The 26345-nt window shown below is 59.9% G+C and carries 11 protein-coding genes and 3 pseudogenes; 6 read left to right on the forward strand and 8 right to left on the reverse strand.

All coding sequences use genetic code 11. The features are described from left to right. Positions 1 to 31 precede the first annotated feature (31 nt). The 4 genes and pseudogenes from M1E17_RS05815 to M1E17_RS05830 all read left to right on the forward strand — a co-directional run bounded on the left by M1E17_RS05815 (position 32) and on the right by M1E17_RS05830 (position 4515). On the forward strand, positions 32 to 1543 hold the full coding sequence (locus M1E17_RS05815) for an RNA-directed DNA polymerase (RefSeq protein WP_457966069.1): 1512 nt from the start codon (positions 32 to 34) through the stop codon (positions 1541 to 1543). A gap of 157 nt (positions 1544 to 1700) precedes the next feature. Next, entirely contained in the window at positions 1701 to 2087 is a 387-nt protein-coding gene (locus M1E17_RS05820; protein ID WP_236821480.1) for a hypothetical protein, read from the forward strand. A gap of 115 nt (positions 2088 to 2202) precedes the next feature. Next, positions 2203 to 3051 (forward strand): annotated as a pseudogene (locus M1E17_RS05825) (aminotransferase class I/II-fold pyridoxal phosphate-dependent enzyme); the annotation flags it as partial. 53 nt (positions 3052 to 3104) lie between these two features. Then, a pseudogene (locus M1E17_RS05830) lies at positions 3105 to 4515 on the forward strand (amino acid permease). A 102-nt stretch (positions 4516 to 4617) separates the two neighbouring features. Here the strand turns inward: M1E17_RS05830 and M1E17_RS05835 are convergent. The 8 genes and pseudogenes from M1E17_RS05835 to M1E17_RS05870 all read right to left on the reverse strand — a co-directional run. After that, the gene (locus tag M1E17_RS05835) at positions 4618 to 6060 is read right to left on the reverse strand and encodes an endonuclease VII domain-containing protein (protein ID WP_457966071.1); all 1443 of its coding nucleotides are present in this window, start codon (positions 6058 to 6060) and stop codon (positions 4618 to 4620) included. 2451 nt (positions 6061 to 8511) lie between these two features. Next, on the reverse strand, positions 8512 to 9624 hold the full coding sequence (locus M1E17_RS05840; RefSeq protein ID WP_457966073.1) for a NaeI family type II restriction endonuclease: 1113 nt from the start codon (positions 9622 to 9624) through the stop codon (positions 8512 to 8514). A 149-nt stretch (positions 9625 to 9773) separates the two neighbouring features. Beyond that, complete coding sequence (gene drmB, locus M1E17_RS05845; protein WP_457966074.1) at positions 9774 to 11606, reverse strand: DrmB family protein; 1833 nt, start codon at positions 11604 to 11606, stop codon at positions 9774 to 9776. Continuing rightward, positions 11603 to 14752, reverse strand: coding sequence for a helicase-related protein (locus tag M1E17_RS05850; RefSeq protein ID WP_457967588.1), 3150 nt, complete (start codon positions 14750 to 14752; stop codon positions 11603 to 11605). The genes drmB and M1E17_RS05850 overlap by 4 nt, the downstream gene beginning before the upstream one ends. After that, the gene (locus M1E17_RS05855) at positions 14745 to 16355 is read right to left on the reverse strand and encodes an NERD domain-containing protein (protein WP_457966076.1); all 1611 of its coding nucleotides are present in this window, start codon (positions 16353 to 16355) and stop codon (positions 14745 to 14747) included. Before M1E17_RS05855 ends, M1E17_RS05850 begins: the two co-directional genes overlap by 8 nt. Further along, a complete protein-coding gene (locus tag M1E17_RS05860) occupies positions 16352 to 21037 on the reverse strand; it encodes a sacsin N-terminal ATP-binding-like domain-containing protein (protein ID WP_457966077.1) in 4686 nt (1561 codons plus the stop codon). Before M1E17_RS05860 ends, M1E17_RS05855 begins: the two co-directional genes overlap by 4 nt. Positions 21038 to 21396: 359 nt before the next feature. Further along, positions 21397 to 22257, reverse strand: a complete 861-nt coding sequence (locus tag M1E17_RS05865) for a DNA cytosine methyltransferase (RefSeq protein ID WP_457967590.1) — start codon at positions 22255 to 22257, stop codon at positions 21397 to 21399. A gap of 33 nt (positions 22258 to 22290) precedes the next feature. Next, a pseudogene (locus tag M1E17_RS05870) lies at positions 22291 to 22542 on the reverse strand (DNA cytosine methyltransferase); the annotation flags it as partial. A 366-nt stretch (positions 22543 to 22908) separates the two neighbouring features. Between M1E17_RS05870 and M1E17_RS05875 the strand changes: the two are divergent. After that, positions 22909 to 23106: a hypothetical protein gene (locus M1E17_RS05875; protein ID WP_457966078.1), complete on the forward strand. Its 198-nt coding sequence runs from the start codon at positions 22909 to 22911 to the stop codon at positions 23104 to 23106. Between the two features lie 432 nt (positions 23107 to 23538). After that, positions 23539 to 26340, forward strand: a complete 2802-nt coding sequence (locus M1E17_RS05880; RefSeq protein WP_457966079.1) for a DUF4365 domain-containing protein — start codon at positions 23539 to 23541, stop codon at positions 26338 to 26340. Positions 26341 to 26345 lie beyond the last annotated feature (5 nt).

Genomic DNA, 26345 nt, shown 5'->3' on the forward strand with positions numbered 1-26345 from the left:
CGAGAACCAATCAGCAGGAAAGGCTTCAAGCGTGAAATTGCAGGGCCAGTTAGTCGACAAGCTGCCGCTAAAAGAAGCGGCAAAGAGGTCAATAAATCCGCCAGGCTCATTGATGCCTCTGCTCATTTCGCAACGTTGCCTGAGTAACGCCACTGAAGAACTTGCCGCGCAGACGGGTGCTCTGGTCAAGTCTCATTACTCGCCAGTAGTGGAAACGATCACAATGCCTAAGAGGGTGCATGGGCCAAGACCGATAACTATCCTCCCGCCTGAGGCGAGGGTGCTCTACGAAGCCTTGGTGCAGGAACTTGAACCACACCTCCCTGCTTCGTCACGAGACATTGACATTGATGAACACCGCAAGTTTGGTACAGACGATTCTGTGGATCCGACAGTGTACATCGTTGACTTCGATATAGCCGCATTTTACGAATATGTTGACCACAGGATACTAGCCGAAGAGTTACTGATGCAGACTATGAACGCTTCCGCAGTATCTGCGCTCAACGACCTTTTACATGAAATGTTCCCGCGCAAAATTGGCATTCCTCAAGCAATGCAACCCAGTCATCGCATTTCCGATGCATACATTCAAAAGTTAGAGCGACAGCTCGTGCGCAAGGGATTTTCTGTCCACAGGTACGTCGATGACTTTCGGCTTATTGCCGCAGATCAAAGCGCAGCACATGATGCCATAGAGTTTGCCGTCGATATGGCTAGAGAGATTGGCCTAGTGCTGGCGGATGGGAAGACTAAGCTGTCGCCAAAGCGGCGAGTTAGAGAAGACATAGATGAAATCAATCGTGCATTCGATGAGTTTCGAAGCCAAGCTGAGGACGAACTCTGGGCTGTAGAAACCGAGAGAATGGGTTATGACGACGAGCCATTCTTTGACGATGACGATGACGATGACGACTTGGCGGAGCCGGACGAGGACGAGATCGACTTCGTATCTCTGAGCAGAGTCATTGAAGACTGGAGCCGCGGGGAAGAGTCCATGCGCGGTGTCCATGCTCATTTCGGCCCCGGTACCCTGAAGCGTCTCCAGTCGGCAACAAGCCGGCTAGAAGACGACTGGCTTGTAAAGATCACCGAGCGTGAGCCCATCAGACTCTATGAGGTGATTTCCTACTTACGCCGACGGCCAGAAATGGATCAAAATTGGGCTGCCTTGAGGCGCTTGACCCAACTGCCGCGTCAAAGCTCATGGGCGAAGTTGTGGATGGTCGGGCTGGCGAGCCAATTAACTGCAGGCGCCTCTGAACATGAACAGCAAATCTTAGATTGGGTCAAACAGCTGTTGCAAGACAGGCACGAGACGGTTAGGGCCGAAGCGGCTTGGTACCTGTCAAGACGCAGGTCCATTTCAACGGAGGAGTTGTCGGAGATCTACATGCAAGCGTCTGATGTTACTAGAGTTGGTGTCGCCGCTTGTGTCGGATCCCTGGATGGAAATACTGCGAGCCAGGTCGGAAAGGCCATCCAAGGAGACTCAAAGCTGTGCAAGGCTGCCTATAACTGGGGCTCCAAATATGTTGATTAGTGCTTCTGCACATTTGCTCACAGAAGACACCGTTAGGGCACTGAACCGCGTTAGTTCCCGATGGGAGAATGACGTAAGTGGACAGATCGTAGCAGTGTCGTCCAGAGTTGAGGCGCTAGCAGATCGGTTTATCGATCTGCTGATACGAGAATCGGGTGTGGACTCCACTCAATTGGGAAAGAATTTGCTCCAGGAATATGGCGATTCGTTTCATCAGTCTTGGCTGGCAAGGAATAGAGTTCTTAAAAGCGGATTTGGAATCCAAGCGGGAAGTATGCCCGCATGGCAAGATATGGAATTGGTTATTGAAGTTCGAAATGCCATTGTCCACGGTGATGGCAGTCTGACTAGTAGGCAAGCAAAAGACCCTGCCTCGCTGATAATTATGCGGAAGAGAATGGCCAAGCTCTTGCGCTCGGATATCCAAGGCCGACTAGTGCGACTGAACGATGAAGCGGGTGTCCTCAGCGCGGAGATCGCCATAAGATATGCGACTTCTTTGGATGAATTAGTATCTGCGGTCCGCCCTGCCTTCGTTGAATGACGGTGCGCGGAAAGTGAAGACATGTAGTGGCAATGCTACTGCGCCATAAGCCCTAGCTGGTTCTGAAACTGATAAAAGTTGAGGCCTTCGGGCGAGAGCCAGTTCTTGCATATGGCTGGGCGTCACCCCGGAGGAAGTAGCGGTAGATCCGGGCAGCGTGGGCGTCCTTCAGCAGATCATCACCGGACTGTGCGACGCCGGGGATGTGGTGATCTTCGCGTGGCGCTCCTTCGAGGCATACCCCATCCTGGTTGAGCTGGCAGGCGCCCGGCCGGTCCGCATCCCGCTGGACCATCTTGAGGGCCACGACCTCGATGCCATGGCCGCCGCCGTCACCGAACGCACGAAGGTCATCCTGCTGTGCACCCCCAACAACCCCACCGGCGTACCGATCAGCCACGAACGCATCGAGGCGTTCCTGGGCAGCGTTCGCTCGGATATCCTCGTGGTGATCGACGAGGCCTACGCGGAATACGCCGAAGCGGGCAGCGGACCCGATTCCCTGGCGCTCTACCGCGAATACCCGAACGTCTGCATCCTGCGCACCTTCTCGAAGGCCTATGGACTTGCCGGCCTTCGCGTGGGGTACGCCGTAGCTGCGCCGGACATCGCTGAGGGACTGCGCCGGACCGCCCTTCCCTTCTCCGTGAGCGCGCTGGCCCAGAAAGCGGCCATCGCGTCGCTGGACGCGGGGGAGGAGATGGAAGTTCGCGTTGCCGCAGTGAAGCAGGAGCGTGCACGGATGGCCACTCACCTGGAAGCCCGGGGCTGGAAACTGCAGCCGAGCCAGGGCAATTTCCTGTGGATCCGTGCCGGCGACGAGCTCCGGACGAGGCTGGTGGATGCGTTCGATGGTGCCGGCATCCTGGTCCGGGCGTACCAAGGCGACGGCGTGCTAATCACCGTTGCCGACCCGGCATCCAACGACCGCGTGCTCCGGATCCTGGAAGCCCACGCGGCCTAAAACTCTTTGCTCCCAACCCCAACCCGTTCCACCTACTAACCAGAGGAATCCCCATGGAACAACAGACAAAGACGTCTGCGCGCCCACTCGGCGCCGCCCTCAAACCCCGCCAGCTGACCATGATGGGCCTCGGAAGCGCCATCGCGCGGGCCTCTTCATCGGCTCCGGCGCCGGCATCCAGGCCGCTGGCCCTGCAGTGCTGATCTCCTACCTCGTGGCCGGTACCCTCATCATCCTGGTGATGTGGGCCCTCGGCGAGATGGCCGCCGCCAACCCGGACAGCGGCGCGTTCTCCGTCTACACCGCCAAGGCCTACGGGCCGGTGGCCGGTGCCACCGTGGGCTGGTTGTGGTGGCTGCAGCTCGTGGTGGTCATCGCGGCCGAAGCGCTCGGGGCGGCAGGCCTGCTGGCCTCCATCTTCCCGGCCCTGCCCGTGTGGCTGATGGCCTTCGTGTTCATCGTGGTGCTCACCGCCGTGAACCTGACCAGCGTGAAGAACTTCGGCGAGTTCGAGTTCTGGTTCGCCCTGCTTAAGGTCGCGGCAATCGTCGCATTCCTGGCTGTGGGCGCCGCCCTGCTCTTCGGCTGGCTGCCGGGCGTCCAGTCGCCGGGCCTGTCCAACTTCACGGGCGACGGCTTCGCGCCCAGCGGTTTCGCCGGGATTGCCACGGCACTGTTTGTGGTGGCCTTCGCGTTCGGCGGCACCGAGATCGTGTCCGTGGCTGCAGCCGAGACCGCCGAGCCCGCCCGCAGCGTGAAGAAAGCGGTCCGCACGGTGCTGTGGCGGATCCTGGTGTTCTATATCGGTGCAATCTTCGTGATCGCCGCGGTGGTTCCCGTGGGTTCGGAGGGGCTGAAGAGCCCCTTCGCCGCCGTGCTGGAGGCCGCCGGCATGTCCGGGGCAGCCACCGCCATCACCCTGGTAGCCGTCGCAGCTCTGCTTTCCGCGCTCAACGCCAACCTCTACGGTGCCTCCCGGATGGCGTACTCCCTTGCGGAGCGGGGCGAAGCGCCGCGGCTGCTCGCTTCGGTGTCCAAGGCGCGCGTTCCGGTTGTCGCAGTCCTGGCCAGCGTCGCTTTCGGCGTTGTCACGGTGGTGCTGGAGCTGGCGTTCCCCGAGATGGTCCTTGGCGTTCTGCTGAACATCGTGGGTTCCACCTGCCTGCTGGTGTGGACGTCCGCGCTCCTGGCCCAGCTTGCGCTGCGCCTCCGTGCCGACCGCGAGGGTACGGACCTTCCCCTGCGGATGCCTGGCTTCCCGTGGCTCACGTGCTTCGGCCTGCTCATCCTCGCGGCGATCTTTACGGTGGGCTTCATCGGTGAGGATTCCCGTCCCCAGCTCCTGAGCACTTTCGGACTCGTGGCGCTCCTGGCGGTGGCGAACTGGCTGAACCACCGTTCCCGGCAGGTTACGCCCAGGTCGAAGCTTCGGACGATGCCAAGCAGCCGGTGCTCATCGACTGAAACAGATGCCGTGAACCCTTCATTGGGGTGCGGTTCTTGTGAACCCCAGGGGCGCGCTCGGTCTGAAGGGCGCGCCCCCGATGAACTCCAGGTGCCCAGCCCTTAGGCAACAGCCATTGCACCGGAGAGTCCGTCGTCGTCATCATCGTCAGTGCTGGATGATCCAGGCTCGCCATTGCGAGTGCCGGACTCGTGTGGTTGGCGGCCAGCCTGGTGAGTGTTGACGTCGAGGGTGGGAACACGATGTGGGATTACCCCACCTCGCAGGTACTCCACAGCCCTCAGAAGTGAGCTGATGTTGTCTCGAAATAGGCCGAGACCGCGATTGCAGTCGGGGCAAAGGATTCCTCGAATGCATCTTCCGCAAGAAAGGGTTCCAGGGCAACAAGTGTGGTCATGATCTATGGATAGACGAAAACCGTCCACCCGTGCAGTTGCTGGACAAATTGCACATTTCCCTCCCTGGGCATCTAGTATCGATTCAAACTCGTCTATGTCGATGCCGTATTTCGACTTCTTTTGAGCGGACGCGTGGCAACGCCTGCATCGGTGATTCAGTCCGTCACTGGAGTTGGAGTTCCTGCTGAAGTCGTCCTCGGGCTTCCACTCTCCGCACGAGGGACACAACTTGTTGCCAGACACATCGCGTACGAGGACTAGACGACCGCGATTCGAATTCCCCTTTAGTGGAACTAGCTCCTGCCCCAAGTACTGCTGGCGCCAGTGGTGGCGGCAGTATCCATTTCCATCTGGGGCATCAAGGTACCTGCATCCAGGAAATTTGCAGGGAGTAGACAGCCCTCTCTTCCTGCTTTTCTTGAGCGGCGTCAGGACATCCCCCCGACGTTGTTGGGCGTAATGGCCGCCACATAGTTTCAGTGACTTGTGTGTCATTAGCCTCCCGCATGAGGCCGCTCCGTCACCTGGACCTATGCAGGGGCCGTCTGGAGTGTTGGTACGGCGTATTGGCTTGAGATTCCCGGTTTTGTGGTACTGCCGGTCGTGCGGGGCGCAGTAGCCGGAGCCGTATTCGGCCTTCCGGTCACAAGTCGGGGAGCCGTCCTGCCCGGGCCCCTTGCAGACGGAGTCAGGGACCGGGGCAGGCTTTGGCGCTATAGCGCTTAACCACCCCCTGCGCTTTAGCTGGTCGTAGTGTGATTTGCAGACACCATCATCCTGTCCTGGCTCACGGTAGTAGACGCGACGGCCACAGGCCTCATCGTCAGGGCCGGGGCCCACGCAAGGGGCCTTGCTTTTCCGCGTCCGCAGGGGTAATAACTCGCCCTTTAGGCGTTGCTGACGGCCGTGGGAAGCACACAGCTTGACAGCCTGGCTCACCGTTGGGTTACCGCAGTTCACCTCCCCATTTCGACCCGGTCCAGTGCAGGTTGGCCATGCGGTCCGCGGATTCGTGCCTTTCCCGCTGGATTTAGCCAGAGCTGACGGCGGGGTAGCTGCAGCCGCCGAGGAGGAGGAAATTTGGGCATGCAGCTCGCCATTCTGGGCATGTTTATCATTTCCCACATTATCTGGTTCAGGATTCATCAGAGAATCCGTCCTTTCTTCGTAGCCGGAAAAATGTCCGTCGCGACTGGATGAGCATCAACGTAGCAGTATCTTCGGAAATTGAAAACCCGACCTTCGTTATGGCCTGCGATGCAGAAGCGGTTTGAAGGTACGGCCTTATGCGTAAGTACTTACAATCCTTTAGTGCCCTCTGAAAGTCGCGTGTATATATGTAACTCAACCCTGTCGTGGGAAGTGCGGGTTGGTTGTGTGTATATATGTAACTCAACCTTGTTGTGGGAAGTGCGGGTTGGTTGTGTGTATATATGTAACTCAACCTTGTTGTGGGAAGTGCGGGTTGGTTGTGTGTATATATGTAACTCAACCTTGTTGTGGGAAGTGCGGGTTGGTTGTGTGTATATATGTAACTCAACCTTGTTGTGCGAAGTGCGGGTTGGTTGTGTGTATATATGTAACTCAACCTTGATGTGGGAAGTGCCGGATGGTCGTGTGTATATGTGTAACTCAACCTTGCTTTGAGAACGGCAGAAAGTGTGAGTTGATATAAAACTGCCCTTTCTGGTGTATGTCTCACAGTCAAGAGCGCAAGTGCTTGCGGTGTCAGACGATCACCGGGTGCGCTCTTGGGCTTCATCGATCTCCACGTTGCTGAACCTACTGAGCGTCAGGGTGGCGAGCTTGGCTAACGCTTTCTTGATGAAGTTTCAGCTGCTAGTCCTCATGTCCTTTGTAGCGGACATCAGCAGCAGCTGTTCGACATCGAGTTCCTGGCTGGCCTAGATATTAGGCGGTGAAAGCACCCGGCGATAAAACGGCAGCACGCCTAGCCAATTCGAGCGCTACCGCGTTGCTGTTCGGCTGGGAGTGCAGATAGGCGAAGGTCAACCCGCTGATTTGTTGGGGCCCTGCCTGTTCGGGCTCGGCCCATTTTGGTGGGGCACGGTGTGCTGGTGTCAATTGGCTGAGGGAAGCCGTCCGCAAAAAGCAATTCCTCAGGGACTCCCTTGCAAAACCTGCAATCGCCCATATCTGAACATGAGAATCCGAAATCCAAAGCTTTAAGTTTGGTCGATCTTGGAAGGTGACGCCTCAACAATTTCCTGAAGATGTTCGGAATATCGCAGACTCTGGTACCCGTATCAAGCTCGCCGCGGTGAAAGACAAGCTTTGCTATCCATCGGATGCCTAATGGCAACGATCTTGGAATAGGTACGTATTATCCAACCAGCAGCTATTGTATCTGTTCATTTAATGCGATCCGAGCAGTATAAAGAATACAGTCCCATGGGAAGTTAGTGTCTCTTGATTGTATTTTTGCTGCGCGTCAAAGGAATCCGAAAAAAGAAGAGTATAAGCGGGATCCTGCACTGGCATAGTACAGCTGCCTCTCGCAGCAGGGGATGCTTGCTGCGCTCCAATAGAATGGAGATTCTAACGCTTTGCTTCCTGCAGGCTAATCAGGACGTCACATTCAATGGTCCCTGCCGTATGCATTCAACGTGGGAGGGCGCTGGGTCAATTGGCGGTGATCAGGAAAATTAGTGCGAGAAATGCCAAACGGCTCTTTTTACATTTGAACAGCTGCGCGGAGATCATGTTGTCTTGCACCAAAGAGGTTCGCCAGCTTTGCGTCACGGGCGATCGAGCTGCTTTTAGGGATGTCGCATAATCTTAGTTGGTGTGAGTATTAGTGCTGACCGTAGACGGTAAGATCCTCTGTGAGAACCCGCGCAATTCACTTAAACTGCAAGGATTGCCTTCCCCAGTTGTTGATTACCTGGCTAGTGACGCTCCGGCCTGGCACCCGTGTTGAACTACCGGCTGGGTAAGGTACCAACCAGTGTTGAATCTACGGTTGATGTCAAACTCCTCTGAACCGCATTGATGAACGTGACGCAGGGGGATGCTTCACCGATTCAGACCAACGGATCGCACATGGCATCGCCGGGAACCTGCGTGAGAAATTCTCGTCCTGCGTGCGGAGCGACTTAAAGAATGAGGAATGGAACGTCACCGACTCATGCTCGACAGTAAACGTGCGGCGCTACCTCCTCAGCGACACTGTGGTACGTCGCAGGCTGACTGGACGCGGCTCATGCCTGAGGCATACACGGAAGCGGTGGAAGTGCATCAGGCGATCCCACTGGACGTGTATATAAAGTGGTGCACGCGATTTGTGGCTCCCCGCCTTACGCGAAGGCCGTGACTGGATGATCACCAGGCCAGCTCCGGAAGGGGCGCTATGGCTGAGAAGGACAGCAACTCATAGACGTTCACACCGGCATAATTACTCGTCCGCTAGGGCGGAGTCCCATTCGTCTTGACATCCCTGCTTGTCTATGTGCTTTACACTCTACTCATTGATGCCGTAACTCCCGGCGCCTGCTGCTATTTAGGCAACTGGCCAGCGACCTTTCCGCCACCAACCACACAACATGGGACGATGGGACCTGTGAGCAGCTTGGGCTGTCAGGTTCTTTGTTTGCCGAGGACGGGAAGTGCAGGCGCCACAGTAATTGGATCACCTGGGACGGCAAGACGCCACCTACCACCGTCGATCTCCGCGCCAGCTCCGACCTCACCGGCTTCCATAGCGGCTAAGCGGTGACTCACGAAGCTTCCCATTCTTGGGGACGGCAGCCCGAGCGCCGCCGCAATTTCGGGTTGAGGATGATAAGGCCCGAGAATGACGATCCCCTCGTTCCTCAGCTGTTCTCGAGCCTCACGGACCCGCTTCGAGGAGTCGATCTGCTGGGCCACCGTCTCGACGGCGGAATGTTGCACTAGCTCACCTTGTAAGTGTCGGAACAACATGTTGACGGCTTTCTGGCCGGAGGATTGACTTACGGCCGCCATGGCCGTTTCGGGATGTTTAGCAAGTACGTTGGCCGGAAGGGCACAACCGTCGAATACCCATAGAATCTGGTCGAGCCCAACCTGCGACAAACGGGGGCGTCCGCGGTCCATCGATGCCACCCCTCGAGAGTCAGGGCCGGGGCGAAGGATCCCGAGGCTGAACCGTGAGGTCTCCTCGTTGGCCCATATCACTAAGTATGGCACTTCTCGTTGTTCGGGAACGGGACGGTCGAGTGTCCAGCCGTCGAGCCTCTCACTCCATGTACAGGCGACGTCGGATCCGGCGATCTCGAGCGAGGTAGTGATGCCGTCGTCGAGATTGAGTACCCGTTGAAGCCAGATCTCGATGAGTGGTCCAATATGGGCTGATTCTGCTTTCGTTAGCTGAGTCAAATCCCAGCGCCCTGTCCGCCGACCGTCGTAGGCCTGGTCGAGAGCATTTCGTATGGCACGCCCGCACCGGCCCCCATCTGGGTCGGCTGCTTGAATCGAGCCCTTTATCTGGTGGATTTCCGGGTCCTGGGCTGGATTAGGTGGAACAGCTGTAGTCCGGCGGGGACGCGACTTCAGCGCCTGTTCAGGGCGTCTGCCCGGGTCCGGAGAAGAGGGACGGGCCCGCCGTGGCCTCCGGGATCCAGCAGTGTCTTTCGCACTCTCTTGTTCTTCTGGGGCCCATTGCGGATCGCTGAACAGAGCGAACGGATCATTAAAGACGTTAGCAGTCATCGTCAATTACCTTACATGGATCGGAGATGCTCAGTCCCGAATGGGATAGAGTCCTCCAGGCGCTTGGGGCCCGATGACGGTGCCCTTTCCCGGGCCCTTGGATTAGCGTCGTTGGAGACACTGGCCTCCAATACGAAGCCCTCCGCAGTTCACCCCGGGATGCTCGCCCGAGCATCCATCAGAACGGTGCGGAAGAAACCCGGCACGGACTCATCGCCCACAAGGAGCTTACGATCCAAATATATGTTGTTGCGCTCGCAGGAGGTCTCGGAGGTGAGGCTGCATGCGTGGCAGGCGGCTAGGTTGAGGCTGTTCATACCTTGTCCCCGGCTCTCGGCGCACACCGGGTTATTGGAGCACCGGTCTGCGTCTTCGACCGCGCCCAGGAGCAGCCGGGAGAAGTACCGTGCCTCGCCCAGACGGACAAGACCGCCGAGTGTGCCCTGGGCATCCCCGCTGCTGGTGTAGATCAAGAGACCGCCTTGGGGGTCCGGGCCGTCGTTCGAGGCGTATATACGTTCGGACAGGGACGACGCGGAGTACCCGCTCTGGAACTCCAATCGGCGCATCAACAGGTGCGCCAAGGTGTGCAGGAGCACGTACCGGGGGTGGAGATCGGAGATTACAACTCTCCGGTTCGCAAGCTTCGCCCCTCGATCGATCCAGTGCCGAATCCGCTGCTGAACAGAGGGCTCGGCCTCCCAGGCGCGCAGGGCCTCTTCGTCGAAGCGTAGGAAGATTCCCTCTCCGAACTGTTCAATGGCCGGGTACCACTTGAGGCCGTCGATACTTCCGAGGTCCACACGGGTGAAGTCCTCCTGCTCGTAGCGGCGGAAACCTCGCAGGGCTCGTACCTCCCGCAGTCGACGGACCAGCCCGACGTCCGAGACCAATCCGGCCAGGGCCGGCAGTACGCCTGGTTCTCGGGGGTAGTCGGAAGGTTGCACGTCGAAGTCGGGATTCGTCACATCCGCGTCCCCGGCGAGGGCCCTGTCGAACGCCGCCCATTCTCCTGAGTGGAGGGTGCTCTGTAGGTGTGAGGTGTCTGACGCGGGGTCGGTCGTCAGTAGTCGGCGGACCATGTGCTCCGGGGCTCCGGTCTGGGTTGCGATGAGCGGAACCGCAAGATCGATCAGCGGGCCCTGCTGCTGCCCGAAAACGCCTTTGAACATGTCGTTCTGGAGAACGCTGTTACGCACGGCTTGTGTAGCCGATTCCACCTCCGGGATGTCGATCGCCGACGCTGTTTCTGCCTGGTAGACGCTTGTGGACCCTCGTTGAACGACCCGTAGTTCACTGGTGCACTCCTTGGTGGTGTCGTGCGGCTCCCACGGCTGCAGGCCCCAGCACTTGTACCCTTCCTCGGCTAAAGACGTTTCCCGACCCAGCGACCCGAGGTTCCTCTCCGAGTCACAGGAGCGACATATGACTCGCAGCGAGCGCAGTCCTTCGCCGGCTCCCGGGGTGGTCCGCAGTTCCAGGTGCTCGAAGTCCCTGCAGTTGTGTTGCTCGTCGTTGGAGAACTGGAAATGGGACCACCGCCGCCAATCGACGTCCTGAATGTGGCCTCCGGCTTTGCAGACGGCGATGAAACGCATCGGGACCATTGGTCCTGAGCAGCGGGAGCAGTTGTTTGTACTGGCGCCGTTCTTGTGATGGACCCGGTCGGACATCAGGGTACAGTCCTGGCAGAAACGCCATTTCGGGAAGCGCCGGTAGGGCAGGGCGAAGCTCGGGTTGCGGCTGAACTCTCCGGCGGTCGGGGGGCGACGCAGCTGCAGGACCCCCAATGCCCGTTCCAGCGGCGGGCAGGACAAGGGCTCGCAAGTCTTCTCGTTCCATGTGGCTGTATCCATGCCGATGAACGATTCGCTCTTGATGTCGACGATGGCGCCGACCCCGAACGGGTAGATGGTCTCCTGCAATCTGAGCTGACGCATCTGCGGTGTGTTGTCCTGCCCTGCCGTGTCTTTAGGACTCATGCCTTTTCCCCGATGATCTTCATGTTGATGTTCAAATCGACGCTACGCATCGAGTTCATGACCGCCCATCCTTCTCGGTCCTCGTCGAAGGCGCGCATCAGAGCTGGCTCGTCGTGTTGTGCCCGTAAGGGCTGGTATCGCAGCATTGATACTCCGGTATCGGGATCCGGTGAGGTGCGGATGCGCCATTGGTCGATTAACCGGTCGAGATGCTCTTCTGTGGCCTGGTACTCGTCGGGGTCCGAACGTTCAACGACCTCCAGAATCGTCTCCCGGACGTTACGCACCACGTTGGAATCGGCTCGGAAGAGCACTGCCTGGGAGTCCTCACGCCAAGGGCTCAGGTGCCTGACCATGGTCACCAAGACCGCTGCCAAGGATCGGTGCCTGGACGCGGCGGACCATGGGGTCACACTGGTCGGTTCCACGCTCCGGTAGAGCGCTTGGTGGTAGCCGAGAAACGATTCGTAGTGGGAGCGATCGCGGGGGCGGGTCGCACGGTACAGCGTGACGATGACACCCGGGACTTCGCCGCGTCCGACGCGACTGGTGGCCTGGATGTACTCCGAGGTGGTCTTGGGTTGACCGTTCATGAGCATAAGGGCCAGCCGTGGGACGTCGATACCGACCGAGAGCATGTTCGTGCAGGCGACAACGTCCACAGCGTCACCGTCGTCGAGACTGCGTCCGAGTCGTTGCAGGGCCTTGGGAAGGTCCTCGGCATCTACGCGGCTAGTCAGCTCCACCATCCCGTCACCACGGATTTGACGTGTACGGCCTTCGGGTCCCCGTCGGGTGGCGAGCAGACTGTTAACGTCGTCGCGGATGAGGGTGACGGTCCGCCCGAGTTCGCGCAGGCTGTTGTGGTAGGCCACGGCCGTCCAGTAGGCGTCGGCGCCCCTCACATCTTGGGGTCTTTGTGCGGCCCGGGCGGGTGCTTCGAGCATGGCGGCCATCGCACGCACCACGGAGGTAGATTGAGTAAAGGCCTGAGGCATGAGCCCGATGTAAATCCTGCCCGGGGCGTTGGGGTCCTCTGTGGGGCGGGCGAAGTAGCTGTCTTCCTCGTTGAGCCCTGAGGGCGGGAACAGCTGGACCTTCCGCGCCATGAGGCCCTTGACCTGGTCATCGGCGGAACGGATTGTCGCGGTGGAGGCGACGATTTTCGGGCGCCCGCCGACTTCCCCGATGATGCCCAGGACGGCAGCGTCATAAATCGCGACCGTGGTGCCCAGGGGGCCGGAGAGCAGATGCATCTCGTCCTGGAGGATAAGCGACGGCGGTTCGTTCGCCTTGGCGCCAGCGCCGAGGAGGACCCCCGCCTCTTGCTTGAAGGGCAGTCGCGCGAACTTGTCGACGGTCGCCAACAAGATGGTGGGCGGGTACTTGTAGATCCTCTCGTCGACGACCTCGACGGGAAGCCGGTCATGGAAGCGGCAGGTTCGGTCCGGGCAGCGGAGCCAGATGTCTCCGGCCGAGTGGGCAGCCCCGTAGGCCTCGGCGTTCTCGGATCTGGTCGCAGGCATCATGCGGTGCCCACACCAGGGGCATTCGGTCAGCTGGAAGGGGTTGTCGGGGATTTCCCGTCGCCTGGTGGCCTCCAAGCGGTTGATCGCCTCTTTCTGCGTGCCGGGGGTGGTGGCGTTACCGACCCAGAGGCCGATGGTGAACGGTGCCATGCCACGGGCAAGTGGATCGGTTACCCGGAGGCGTTCCATGGCGCACACGAGGGTCGCGGCGCGTTGGAATTGTTGAGTTGTGAGCAGGCGCAGGGTGTAGCGGGTGATGACGGCTGTACCGCCCCCTCTGATCCCGTGCTCGATGCGGCGCCGGAAGATCTCGAAGGCCGCCAACCCGAGGTAGGCCTCGGTCTTGCCTCCACCGGTGGGGAACCAGATCAGGTCCACGAGGTCCCGGTCCCGGTGGTCCGCAACCGCCGTGCTGGTGAGGGCGACGAGGATGAAGCCCAACTGGAACGGACGCCACGTCGGTTCGCGCCGCGGTGTGTCCTCCTCAGCCCCGGTGGCTTTCGACCGATTCGATTGAAGCATCTGCTCGTTCATAGCGGCCATGGCCAGACGGAAGGCATCCCTGGCGCTTGAGGATTCCTCGAGCAGGGTGATGCCTTCGTGCATGCGCTCAACGGCGTCGCTCTGTCGGTCGGTGATCCGACCGGCCGCCGGACGGTGGTGGTCGGGGAGCCCTTGTGCCTGGTCCTGTTGTTCCTGGGTCCAGTGTCGGTAGTCGTCGACGAAGGTCCGAAGTTCGCTTAGGACGTTCGCGGTGTCGTCCTGGATCCAGGTAAGGCGGCCCAGCCGTAAGATGTCGGCGGTACTCTTTTTGGCCTCGACGGTCGGGACGGTGTAGCGCGGTAATGGGTCCAAGGACACGGAGGCGCACCCGCCAGTGTCGTCGTGGTCCCAGCGCACCGAGGTGCCGTGGCCGACTGCAAAGACCTGTCGGTGTCGGTAACGTACCGCCAGTTCTTCTTGTTCTGGATCGAGTCGGAGGTCTTCGACCGACCGGTAGGGCAGAATACGGCCCCCGACGGAGCGCACGGTCATACCGACCTGGTAAAGGGCGTCCTCTGTGTGGAGCTGTCCTACTCCTTCGTCGTTCTTCGGGGCTACGCGGGTGTTGCTGATGGCCACAGTGACCAGTGAACTGTTCTGGCCGAAGGGTCGGCATCGTACGTCCACGGCAACGCGCCCGTCCCCTGGGACCCCCGAGACGATTCCTTGCTTCCAGTGGATGCCCGTGAGGTGGTGGCCGTGGCGCCGCCAGGCGGTGTGGGTGTCGGTCTTCTCCTCCGTGTAGGTTGCATATCGCAGGTCGATGTCGACGGAGTCTCCATCGTGGATGAACGACAGGGCGCTGGAGGAGGGCTGGTAGGCGTTCGCCATGTCGATGGAAAGTTCCTCGGTGCCGTCCGTGCCGTCCTCGGCCGTGGTCGCCTCCACAGCAAGTTGTACCCTCTCCTCCTCGTCCTCGGGTCCGGCGCCGATGCCGGCTGGGTAGAGGACTCCGACGAGGTAGGTGGCATTTGGTTTGTTCCTGAGCAATTCCTCCGATCCGCCGAGCGGGCCGAGGTAGTGCTGTTCGAGGTGCTCGACGACGCATTTTTGGCGTGCGAGGGCTTCATGCATTGTGGGCACCGCCCTTTCCTATTTGTTGCTGGAGGTACTGGAGCGCGTTCCGCCCCATGATCTGGTAGGCGCCGGGGGAGCTGATGACGTAAAGGGAGTACCTGGGGCGGGTCATCGCGACGTAGGAACCGGCCCTACCCCTGGTTGTGTCTAGGTCCTCGACGTCCACGACGATGACGTGTTCGCGTTCGAGGCCTTTGATGTCGGCTGCAGTGACCACCTCGTAGGACTGGTTACCAGCGGTGTAGGTGGTCGGCATACGGCCCTCAACGGTAAGGATCGACGTTGAGGGGTCGGTGGCGGCGCTGATGATGCTGATCTTCCTCCGGGCGACACCTTTGTCCCGGAGGGTGGTCAGGCGCCCGTCCAGGAGAAGGTGGGCCTCGTCAGGGGTGCGGGCCTGCACGATCGACGCATCCGGTCCTTCTCCGATGCGTGGGCTTCCCAGGTCCACGCCGAGATGGGACTGTACCGAGGTGACGACGGTGCGGGCGTTCCTGACGTTCCTGGTCAGGTCGACGATGATCGCACCGGCCTGGATCTCCTGGTACACGCTTTCGTCAAAGACCCCGCTGAGGTGGGTCTGGTTGTTGGGGTCCAGGAAAATCCACCACCGGCCCTCCTGCAACCCGCCGCGCAGGGATTCGGAGAGCCGGCTCATGTCCTCCAGATTCAGTAGGTCCTGGGCTTCGTCGACGACGACGACGTCGAAGATAGGGGTCTCGGGGATTGCATCGAAGGCGACCACCTGGACAGGACTGTCGTCCAGCAGCTCCGAGGCGAACTTGATGATGCCGGGTGAGCCGCAGATGAAGGCCACCGAGCTGCCGTCTGCCACTGCCCGTCGTGCCGCTTCGATCGCGACGACGGTTTTGCCCGTCCCGGCCCCGCCCAGGACCAGGACCCGTCGGTTGCGCTCGAAGGCCCGCATGGCGTCGACCTGTTCGTCGGTCATGGTGACGATGTTCTGGTCGATGAGCATCTCGGTGTCCGGGACGGTGCGCATGGCGTCGACCTCTCGGCGCAGGTGGGTGATGACCCTTGAGAGATTCCCCATTGGTCGCAGAGCCTGCCGTCTGGGGTGCTCCGGGTCATCCGGTGGTGTGCGGGCCAAGCGGGCCAGCGCGTCTAGGCTGCGTTCCAGTCCCGCCGGGGTCATCCTGTCCAATCCGATGTGTTGTTGCGGGACCCATTCCGTGTCCGGGGGCAGGTTCTGGTCGGGAGTCACCACGGCGTAGGCGAACGGCCACCCGCCCTCGTCCGTGTGCTTGGTGAGGATGTCCAGGAGGGCGAACGCGGCGTCCTTGGCCTGCACCCAGGGGCTGCGTCGTAGGGGATGGGGGGTGCCTTGGCGGTCCATGGAGTACCAGACGCCATCCTCGGTCCGCCCAATTCGCCCTCCTTTGACCTCCAGGACGAGGATCGCCCCCTTCCACAGGACCACGAAGTCCGCCTCGCCCATCACCTGTTTGCGGTGCGTTGGGAGGTGGACCGAGTGGTAGGCCACGCCGTCATCGGAGCGGATAGCCGTAAGGTGTTCGGCGACCTTGCGTTCGGCGCGGCTTTGGGCGTCGATGTACTCGGTCGGTGGGATCAACCTCATGAGACCTCAACTCCCCAGTACTGAGTGAATCCTCGGTATGCCAAGTCCACGTCGACGTTCTCGATGGTGTCCTCGAGGTTCACCACCAGGCATCGTTCGGATCCACGGTTTTTGGGCCCGCGCAGTCCACGACCGACCATCTGCACGTACTGGCTCTCGCTCAACGTCGGTCGGGCGACGTAGAGGGCTCGGATCTGCGGTGCGTCAAAGCCTTGCGTCAACAGGTCACAGTTGACCAGGACCTGGAGGGACCCGCGCTTGAAATCGGAGATTACCTTCGAGCGTTCACCACGTGAGCTCCGGCCGCTCACCGACGCGGCCTGGACGCCCTCTCTCTTCAAGATCGTTGCCAGGACTTGGGCCGAGAGCACCGAGGGCATGAACACCAGGACCTGCCAGTCCTCGGGTAATGCCAGGATGTGCTTGACGATGCCCTTGGTCCGCTCCCGGTCCGCACCCACCTTGTCCAACGTGTCCTGGGAAAGGTTGTTGCGATTCCTCTCCGAATCATCAAGGGTCAGCCGGGCACCCGGAAGGACCTGATGATCGATTCGTGCCAAAACCTCGCGATCCTGGAGTTCCTTGATCGGATCGGGGCCCAACGTCTGCACGAGGTTGTTGCCGAACCGTCTGGCCAGCAAAGCAGTCGCCTCGGCGTTCCTTCCTCGGTAAGGAGTGGCCGACAGGCCGATCAGAGGGCGCTCGCGGTTCCCGAGATCCACCCCCAGACGTTGGAAGAGCCTCCTGTACGTTTTGTTGTCCGCCGCCCGATGTGCCTCGTCGACGATCACGGCGACAGGAGCATAGATCCAGTCGTAAGAATCATCGTCGATGTGCTCGTAAAGCATCGCGTCGGTCGCCACGACCACGCTCAACTCCAACTCGGGTGCCTGAGGCCGGTGCGTCCCGAAGAACCGGTTAATGCTCAACGACCTCTCGTCGGAGAGTTCCCGCCACACCTCGCTCCACGTCGTGATCGCCTGCTCACACAGCTCCTCGGACTGAGCGATCCACAACACAGGACCGACAGCCGCAAAATCGTTGTTCAAGAACGCCATGACCAACGACTCCACAGCCACCCGGGTCTTCCCCGCACCTGTCGGCAACTCTAACAAAGCCTTATCGGCGTGGCCGGGATTCGATCGCAGACAGAACCGAAGCTGCTGCAAAGCTTCTTTCTGATAATCGTGCAACGCACCTAGGCCCGGCTTACCCATTACGGTCTCCGTCGCTGGTCGGGATGGTTTGGACGTCCCCGCGAAATCCGGGGTGAACCCCAAGTCCGTGACGAACCGACGCGCTGGCCCCAACCCACCCCACTTCTCAGGAGGCGTCAACCCCAAGGCCCTCAACTCATCGGCGATATAGCTCAAACTGTCGGTACCGTACGAATCGAGGAACAGCCGCGCCATGTCCTGTGCTCGCACGTCGGTCCCCATCGCAACGAGGGTCCCCGTCAGACCATCCGGGAGCTTCGCATCCAGCTGCTGCGGCGACGCCAACACCCTCAACCGGTCCTCGTTCGACACCGCGGCACGACACCGTTCTCGCACCTCATTCGCATCAGCAGCAGCGAGCGCTTGCACCACACCGTCGATATCCGCGGCACTGAGCCCCAAACCGACTTCCTGATTGATCCAGGTCAACAGGTCATGTACACCCCTCCGGTCGGAAGGATCACCTGTCACGTAAATCGTCCCGTCATGAAACACCCGCCCCAGGAGCTGCTCCTGCGCACCGGTCGGCGTCATTTGACGCGCCACGATCCCAGCGCACTCCGTGATCGTGAGCCGCCGATCCTTCCGGTCCAACAAACCCTGCAACGTCGGCACACAGTCCGTGAGCAACACCGCCTCGGCCGGCTGCTGCGCGATTACCTCGAGCCGGATGGCACTTGCGGCATCCTGAAAGTCCGCGTGCTCGAAGAGGACGTCGCGGAGGGCCTCGTCTTCAACGAAGAGGTAGGGGTTCTTCGATCGCCGCAGGACGTTGACCTGCTCTTGATCGGATGCAATGAAGATCTGCCGTGCCGGGACCAAATCGATCACTTGGCCCCGTACGGCCGGGACTTCACCTGTCCACTGCTGTTCTCCGCGGATCCTCGGTAGGACCGCGGACAGGAAGGTCAAAAGAGAAGTGGTCAGTGCACCAGTCGCCTGCATGCCCCGGCCTGCTCTCATACCGTCCACGAGGATGTCGATGTCGACGTCCTCAATGGATTCGGGCAACGGCAGGATCCCGAAGTGTGAGTTCTTGGGTAGAGGAACCCAGGGGAACAACGTTTGCAGGACAGGTGACACCACGCGTGCTGCGGGTACGACGGCCCCGAGCAAGGTTTCCGCCACTCCCCACCCCCGCACAGCCCACAGGTGCGGGGCTGTCACTGAGAAGGTCTCTGACCCATCAGGGCTGTGCAGGGTCCACTCTCGGGTCGCATTCACCCGGAGCAGGGCTTCGGTGAGCTTCACGAGGTCATCGGTCAGGCCGGAGCCAAGGTCGGACAGGTTATGAAGCAGACCTATGGGCCCTGCGCCTCGTTCCTCCGCGAAATACCACTCCTGCGGCGCTGAATCCCTGTCCTCGACATGCGCCTTCCGAACCTCGTCCACCGCCCAGGCACGATACTGCTCGAACTCGGGTTCCTCGATCACCGGGTACCGGGGCGAGAAACCCGTCACAATCCCCAGGACCTTGATGACGTCCTCGGTGGCGAAATTAGTCGACAGTACACGATCCGGCCAGGGAAGGTTTACGGCAGGGCTTTGAAGCGCGAAGACTTCCTCACTATCACGCCAGGTCGAAGCCTTCGTCCTGACCTTGACGATGTTGCCCTCACGCCGCCACTGCTCCAACTGCAGCACCAACCGGCGCGGCTCCAGATTCAGCGATAGGTCCCACAAGTCCTCCCACTGACTATCCGTCGACTCAAGCCCCATAGTTGAGAGCGTCGACGCGAAAACGAGCTCCGCATCCAACGTCTTGAACCCGAACTGCCCTAGGACCCTACGACAGACCGCACTCGCGACGATGTCATCCACCACCAGTTCATACCCCGACACCTCGGCGCCGCCTTCAGGAGGTAGATGAACCTGTCCATGCTCCTTGAGAGCAACCCGCCGACCTCTGTCCGTGGGCACGATCCGAGCGGAGGCCACGATTCCACGAATGGTGTCCGAGCCAATACCCGAAACGATCTCCAGCGCCGTCCCCGAATACCTCACATCGTCGACGTCGCCGAGCATGCTCAACCACTTTGACGCGTCGAGCTCATTGCTGGACGCGGGAAGATCTCTTTGCAGAAGGGCCCGGGCATCAGCGAACGCTCTACGATGAATGTCCCGCAGGCGTACACGGATAGCCCCGCTTCTCTCATCTTGATAACACGACACGTGCGGCACATTCTCAGGAGTATGAGGAGCAGCAGCCCACTCGGCCATTGCCCTCGCTGGGAGAACGACAGCATAGTCCAAGGCGATGATTTCGGATCCGTGGCGTAGCCGGCCCATGGAGTCGGGGATAAGAGCCGCTCCCGAAGCCTTGCGGTGGATGTGTGAGATCAGGGCTTTATCCGCTGGGGAGTAGGATTCCTGAGGTCGACTGGGGAGGTAGCGAAGATGCCCCGCGGGTTGTTCCTGTGTCCGGAGGTTCGGCAGGGAATCGACGAACAGTTGAGCCAGCGTCTCGAAAATCTCGGCGTTGTACTTCTTCTCGGTCAGAATGTGACTGCGATCCTCACTGAGCGCCCAAGGGGCGTTGAAGATCCCTACGGCGGAGGTCCGTTCGGAGAGTGGGAAGTTGGCCCAGAACTCGCCTTCTTTGCCCTGCGCGTCCAGGGGCATAGCGCAGGTGACGAGAATCGATTTCCGTGCGATTGCATCGTCGACTTCTCGTCGTGCCGCCAATGACGGTTGGTGCTCTCTCTTGAAAATAGCCCATTTCTGGGTACCGAGTCGGGGCCCCGTCAGTTCATAAACCGATTGCCCTGATGATCGGCACAAGTGCTGGACATCCTGGTCGGCACCATCACGTCTTATGCTGATAGACAATTCCTCGACGTGGGGTGTGAAAATCAGAAACTGAGTCTGGAAACCGAGGAGTTGTTCCTCCAGCTCCACGTGCTGCTGTATCGGAAGACGCACAACCGTGCTCGCCCATTCCGTCAGCTCCTGCAAAATGACGTCGTCGTCGATCGCCTCCACCGCATTCAGGGCAGTGGGCAGGCGAAGTATCGGCAGGTTCTTCTCGGGCGCGCCAACCCCAGCCAAGATCGCCCGAGCCTCCGGTGCCCCGAATTGAAAGCTGACCGAACGACTGAAGACCTGCGGGTTGTCCGTCACGGCGAGGACCGACTTGAAGCCAAGGCCGTAGCGACCGATTTCTTCGCCCCTCTTGTCGCTGAGGTACGCGTGCGTGATCGCATCGATGCCAGCCTGCTGGAACTCCTGACCGTCATTTGCGCAGTAGAGGTAGCCGTCGGTTAGGACAAGCTCGATTTTTCCCGTTCTTCCCGACCTAAGAATCGCGTCGGCCGCGTTTTGGACCAGCTCAGTGACTTGGCGACGTGAATAGCCACTTGTGCGGAAAGAGTTTTCTTGCCCCACATGCTCCTCGAGCATCTTGGGATCTTCGCTGTAGATCCGGGGTACCACCGAGCGCCATGTCTCCAGGAATTCAAGGAGCACTTGATCTGGTTCGTTCCAAAAAAAATCGTGCGACACTGCTGATTTCCCTCCCCAATAGACTCCTCGATCCTACGAGGCAGACAACGCTTCACGCGGACAATCCCCCAAACACTTGCGGTGTGGCGTGTTTCTGCATACCGCTTCGAGGAGCTACGAACGCGGGGTTGGTTGGGCTGCGCCAGATTCCTGTGCTTGCAGTAGAACAATAGAAGCAGCCAGCAATGAAGACATTCTTGCGTGCTGACGAGGTCACGACAGCGGGGGAGTCTCAACCTTGAGAATATGGACCGGCTAAAGGAAGTGGAAACGCGCCTCTTCGGAGCGCCACCCGAGCACACCGCTACTCTAACCTTCTTGGTTCACACCATCACTGCATCGTAGGCATCCGCAATGAGATGCGATCTAGCTATGGCCTCATCGTCAATGTCCGTCCATTTTGTTCTCGTCATCGAGTCGAGGAAATCTGCAGGGAGTTCTCGACCTAGCGCTGCCGCAAGGACGTGAGCGGCCAACCGGGGTGGAATGGCATTACCAATCTGTTGGGAGATGTCTTTACCGGACCACGGGTAGTCAGCTGGGAAAGTTTGAAGCCGGCCAGCCTCTGACAACTTAAGGCGATCAAGTTCACCTTCATCGGAAAACAGGCGATTTCGGGAGACTTTCCCAGTAACGGTAAACGCGGGTTCTTTAGAAGTTCTCCGGCCGCGGGCCTTGGGATCGCCCCCAGTCCCATAGTTGGAGACCAGTTCGAAGGGCTGTGGTCGGCCCAGCGTTTCGCCCATGCTGCGGCACGGCAGCAACGGCGATTGGTTCGTGGATTCCTTTACCGCTTTTCTTCTAAATTTTTGGTGCGTTGGGACAGGAAGAGCGGGCGTCCGGTACCGGTTCGCGATCAGGATCGCGCGGCGGCGGGTCTGCGGAACCCCGTACTCTTCGGCATGGAGGATGCCGGTAACCGTCTGATATCCCAGGGGTTCCAAGACCGTGGCCATAGCCTCCCAGACTGGCAGGACGGCCGGCACCTGCTCCAAGACGATCACCTCGTAGGCGTTACCCGCTTGGTGGGCCTGCAGTGCCCATCGCAGCGGCTGCAGGACCAGCCCGGTTCTTTCATCGTCCAGCGCACCTAATTCGGTCGTGACGTCGTCCCCGTCGGCCATACGGGTAAGGAAAGACAGGACCTGATCCAACGCTTTACGGCCAGCGCCGGCTCCGGCCACTGTGTACGTCTGACACGGAGGGCCCCCGGCGAGGATAGTCGCATTGGGGAACTCGGACGGCCCATGCTCCCTGACATCACCTTGCACCGTTCCCAGTCCGGCCGTCCGCCTGGTTGCGCAGGCATTCTCGTCCCACTCGATACCAGCCACGGACAAACCCAACCAGCGCGCAGCGACGTCTAGTCCACCCGGACCGGCGAAGAGATCCACCATATGAGCGTCAGAGGGAGTCGGATCCGATTGCACGAAGGTCATGGGACACGATCTTATCGCTCGACAGGTCATTGACAGGCCACATCCCGTCGTTCAATAGATATGAGCACTTCTGCGAGATCGACGGTGCAGTTACTCACGATAAGCGGGTATACGGCGTTGAACCTAGGCGCCTGTTGAAGACCGACAATCGTAGCGCATTAGTGACCCGGATAAAGGGCATGTGGAGCGACACCTCAGGACGAACTCAGGGACAAGGTCACAAGCACGGAGAAGAAGCGGGCCATCGGCTTCTGCGTCTTCGTGCAGCACGCCAGCTACATGGCCGAGGTCCCTAAACGCGCCAGCATCGCCTCTGTAGCCGTCGACGGCTACACGAATAATGCCGACCGTGAGGAGGCCATCAGGCGCCTGGGACAGCGGGAGATCAACTGAATCTTGGCCGTCGACCTCTTCAACGAAGGACTGGACCTGCCGTATGTGGACACTATCCTGCTGCCCCGGCCCACGCAGAGCGCAACGATCTTCCTCCAGCAGGTGGGACGCGGGCACCCCGTACCGAGGCCAGGCGGTACTGAGGCTCTGGACTTCATTGGTCAGCGGCGTCGTGAGTTCCGCTTTGATCTGCGTGCTTGAGAACCCAATTCGAGTGCTCGGCCGAGCCAGCTAAGCATCCAGCTCACGAACCTGGGGTTGGCACCTGTTGACGAACCAATGGCGTCTCGAACGACGCGTTACTTGCGAGATCCGATGCTTAGCGTGCGAAGTACCAACTCCCGGTACACCAATGTGTGATGACATCGGTCGCCGACGACTGAATCCCCAGACTCTCGGCCGTGCCCCATGCTTGACCCAGACAATAATCAGGTAGGTCAGAGGGGGTGTAGCCTCTCTGAATCCAAGCGTAATGGGCTCGATCTGGCCGTCGGATGGCCTCTCTCCGGACCCCGCGGCTGCCCGTAGACCAGCCCACGACACATCGCTCCGGCGGTGATATGACGCAGCGCCCAAGGCGCGACCACCGACTCCAAGGTGCGCACCCGCTGCCAGCTCTGCTTGAATGTGGACATGCCCCACATGCGCGCACCTAAGAACGAAGCCACTGGCACCTCGGGCCAATCATTCGTAAAAGGTGAATTCGAAGAGTTGGGGTGGGGTGCCGTCCCCAACCCAGAGCACGACCTCGGTACAGACCTGTGGCTGATGGCTAGAGACGAGAACCGATTCGACTTGGGTGCACTGGTCGGTGCTCAAGTCAAGACCGGAGACTCCTACTTCAAGAGCGCGAAGACGGACGAAGGATCCGGCGAGGTCGTTGGCTGGTGGTATGCGGAGGAGGACGACAGTCACTTTGACTATTGGAGTGAGCACACCACCCCGCACATCCTGGTGCTGCGTGACAAGAAGTCGAAGACCTCGCACTGGGTCCACGTGACCTCGGATGCGATTCAGTCTACGGGCAAAGGAAACAAGATCCTCGTTCCTGCTTCGCAGACGGTCGATGAAAGCAGTCGGGACGCTCTTACCGCCGTAGCAACAAGTCCCTCCAAGGCGGTCAGCCTAGATGGCAGCGCATGGGGATCCAACTGGAATGTGCCGCAGTCTGACCGACTGAGGTACGCGCTCATGGCGCCCAGATTGGTTGCACCGCATCCCAACAAGGGCCAAGTGCTCCCGGATGCAACAGAAGCCTTGGCGATGCTGATGCAGGGCCGTTTCAACGAATTGCGGGACGTTGCGTCAACTACCGCGCGCGAAGCAGCCGAAAGTGTCTCTGATGCCAAGTCCTGGCTCTGGGACCTGTTCGATGCCATCTGGAGTTGGGCTGTATCGGGCGACCTGTCCAACCTCGAAGCTCTGCCCGAAACAGCGAATGAGCACTACGTCGTGGCGGGAGCAGTCGCGAGAGCAACGGCCCTGATTGAATACGGGCGACCAATAGACGCTCTCGCTGCCGTGCGTGCAGTCGAGTCTCGAGGAGGTCTGGGCACGACCGATATTGCATGGCTCAAGAGCCATGAGGCGCGCTGCCTGGTCGAGCTGGGCCATTTGGAAGAGGCTCGAGACCTCGCTCTTGAAGTCCAAAAACTTCGAGCCATAGCTCCCAGCGATCCCACCGCTGGAGCGCTTGTCGCCGTAACCAGCACGCTCGTATTCGACATGAGTGGGTTTGGCATGCGCGATATCGGCGAACTCATACAGTCCATTGATACCTCAACCCGCTGGTGGCGTTCACAGACCATAGCGAGTGGGCTTGAGAAGCATTTCGATGGACAGTTCAAGACATGGGGTCGTGATTCGAGCGTCACCTGGGCTGCTGCCGATACAGTTTGGACGAGCCTTCGCTCGGCGACGCTCCTGGCCGGTTTCAGTGCGGATCACGGTGGCTGGCGAAACGCCATGTCGTTGCTGGCGCGTCGAGAACTAATGAAGGCGTGCGCGACGGACACCACTATCGTGTTGGAGTCGTTGACGGACTTGTTCAGGGCGGGTGCCAAGAAAGAGTTGGTGCTGGCAGTTCGCAGGCTGAGCGACGACGGTCCTGTTGAGCCGCTCGTCACCCTCATGGGCCGACTCGAACTGGAGTTAGCTCCGAGGTCTTGTCTTGCTTCGGCGCTTGCATTCGTGCGTTACGCAGGAGACTTCGCCGACGTCGCGGACGCCGACCGACACGCAACCTGGCTGCTCTCGTCACTTGCGAATCCTGACGAGCTACGTCAGCGGCTGAAGCCGACCTTCCTGATCGAAACTGACTTGCTTCAGTCTCTTGGTGGGTTGATGCGAAGCATGTCTCCGACGATGAAGCGTCGGGTCATGGACCACCTAATTAGGCTCCCGGTCATCGAAGACCAGAGTCTGGCAAGCGGTTACGGACGCATAGTTGCTCTGGTAGGTGACGATCAATGGTCATCAGAAGATCTCAGGCAACTATTTGCACGAACCAACGACAACTGGGAACTTCAGGACGACATTGATGGCGTCCTCGCAACCAACAGGCCGGACTTCCGGACTGGCCTTCTTACGAAGATCAAGCAGGGTGATCTGACTGCCCTAGGAAACTTCGGCAGGGTCACTGACCTTCCCGAAGACGCCGCTGAGGCGGCGATTTCGCGTCTGGTGACTTCCATCGACAATCAGGTGAAGCAAGCTCAGGGCGGGATGCATAGCTTAGGCGGACCTGATCTCGGACAGGCGCTCGTTGTCCTGAATGCCTGGCACCGCGATGTAGCACGGTGGGACTCCGTCGAGGCGTTGCTGACTGAGCCTAACGCCCACCAGAGCCACATTCTGGGAACCGTAGATTTTCTCGGCAGGGTTGCAAAGCAGGTTCCCGAGGAGGAGAAGCAGCGCCTTAGGCCCATTCTCGAAGCCATCACGCAGAGGCCCGCTTATGAACGCGATATGGCCTTCATTTCGACCAGCTCGAGCCCGCAATCAGCTGCCAAGCTTGCGCTTCTTCGCCTCTTTCCGGAGGACGTTACAGATACCACAATGCAGGGCTTGCTTGCAGGATCATCCAGCGATAGGGAGGTGGCTGCCACCATCGCAGGCGAGAGGTCGGCGACGGGTGATTGCAATCTACTTATCTCCCTGGCAACTGACCCAGACCTTAAGGTCCGCGTCGCGGCGATTGTGAGCCTGACGAAGCGGCTTGGGAGCGACGATGTTCCCTCCAAAACATCAGCGATGATCTGCGAACTTGTTGGCCGCGGAGGACCGCTCACGGCCAAGCAGGTGAGCGGGTACCTGCTCGAAACGCCAGAGAATGAGGCGCGCAGCGTCTTGTTGGGGTCACTCGCCGACCACGCCTCGTCTCTTGTGCGGGCCCGGGTTGCGTCCTCCAGGGCGATCGGTGGGTTGCTCAACTAAGCCGC

It is taken from the genome of Arthrobacter sp. D1-29 (genome assembly GCF_054130585.1).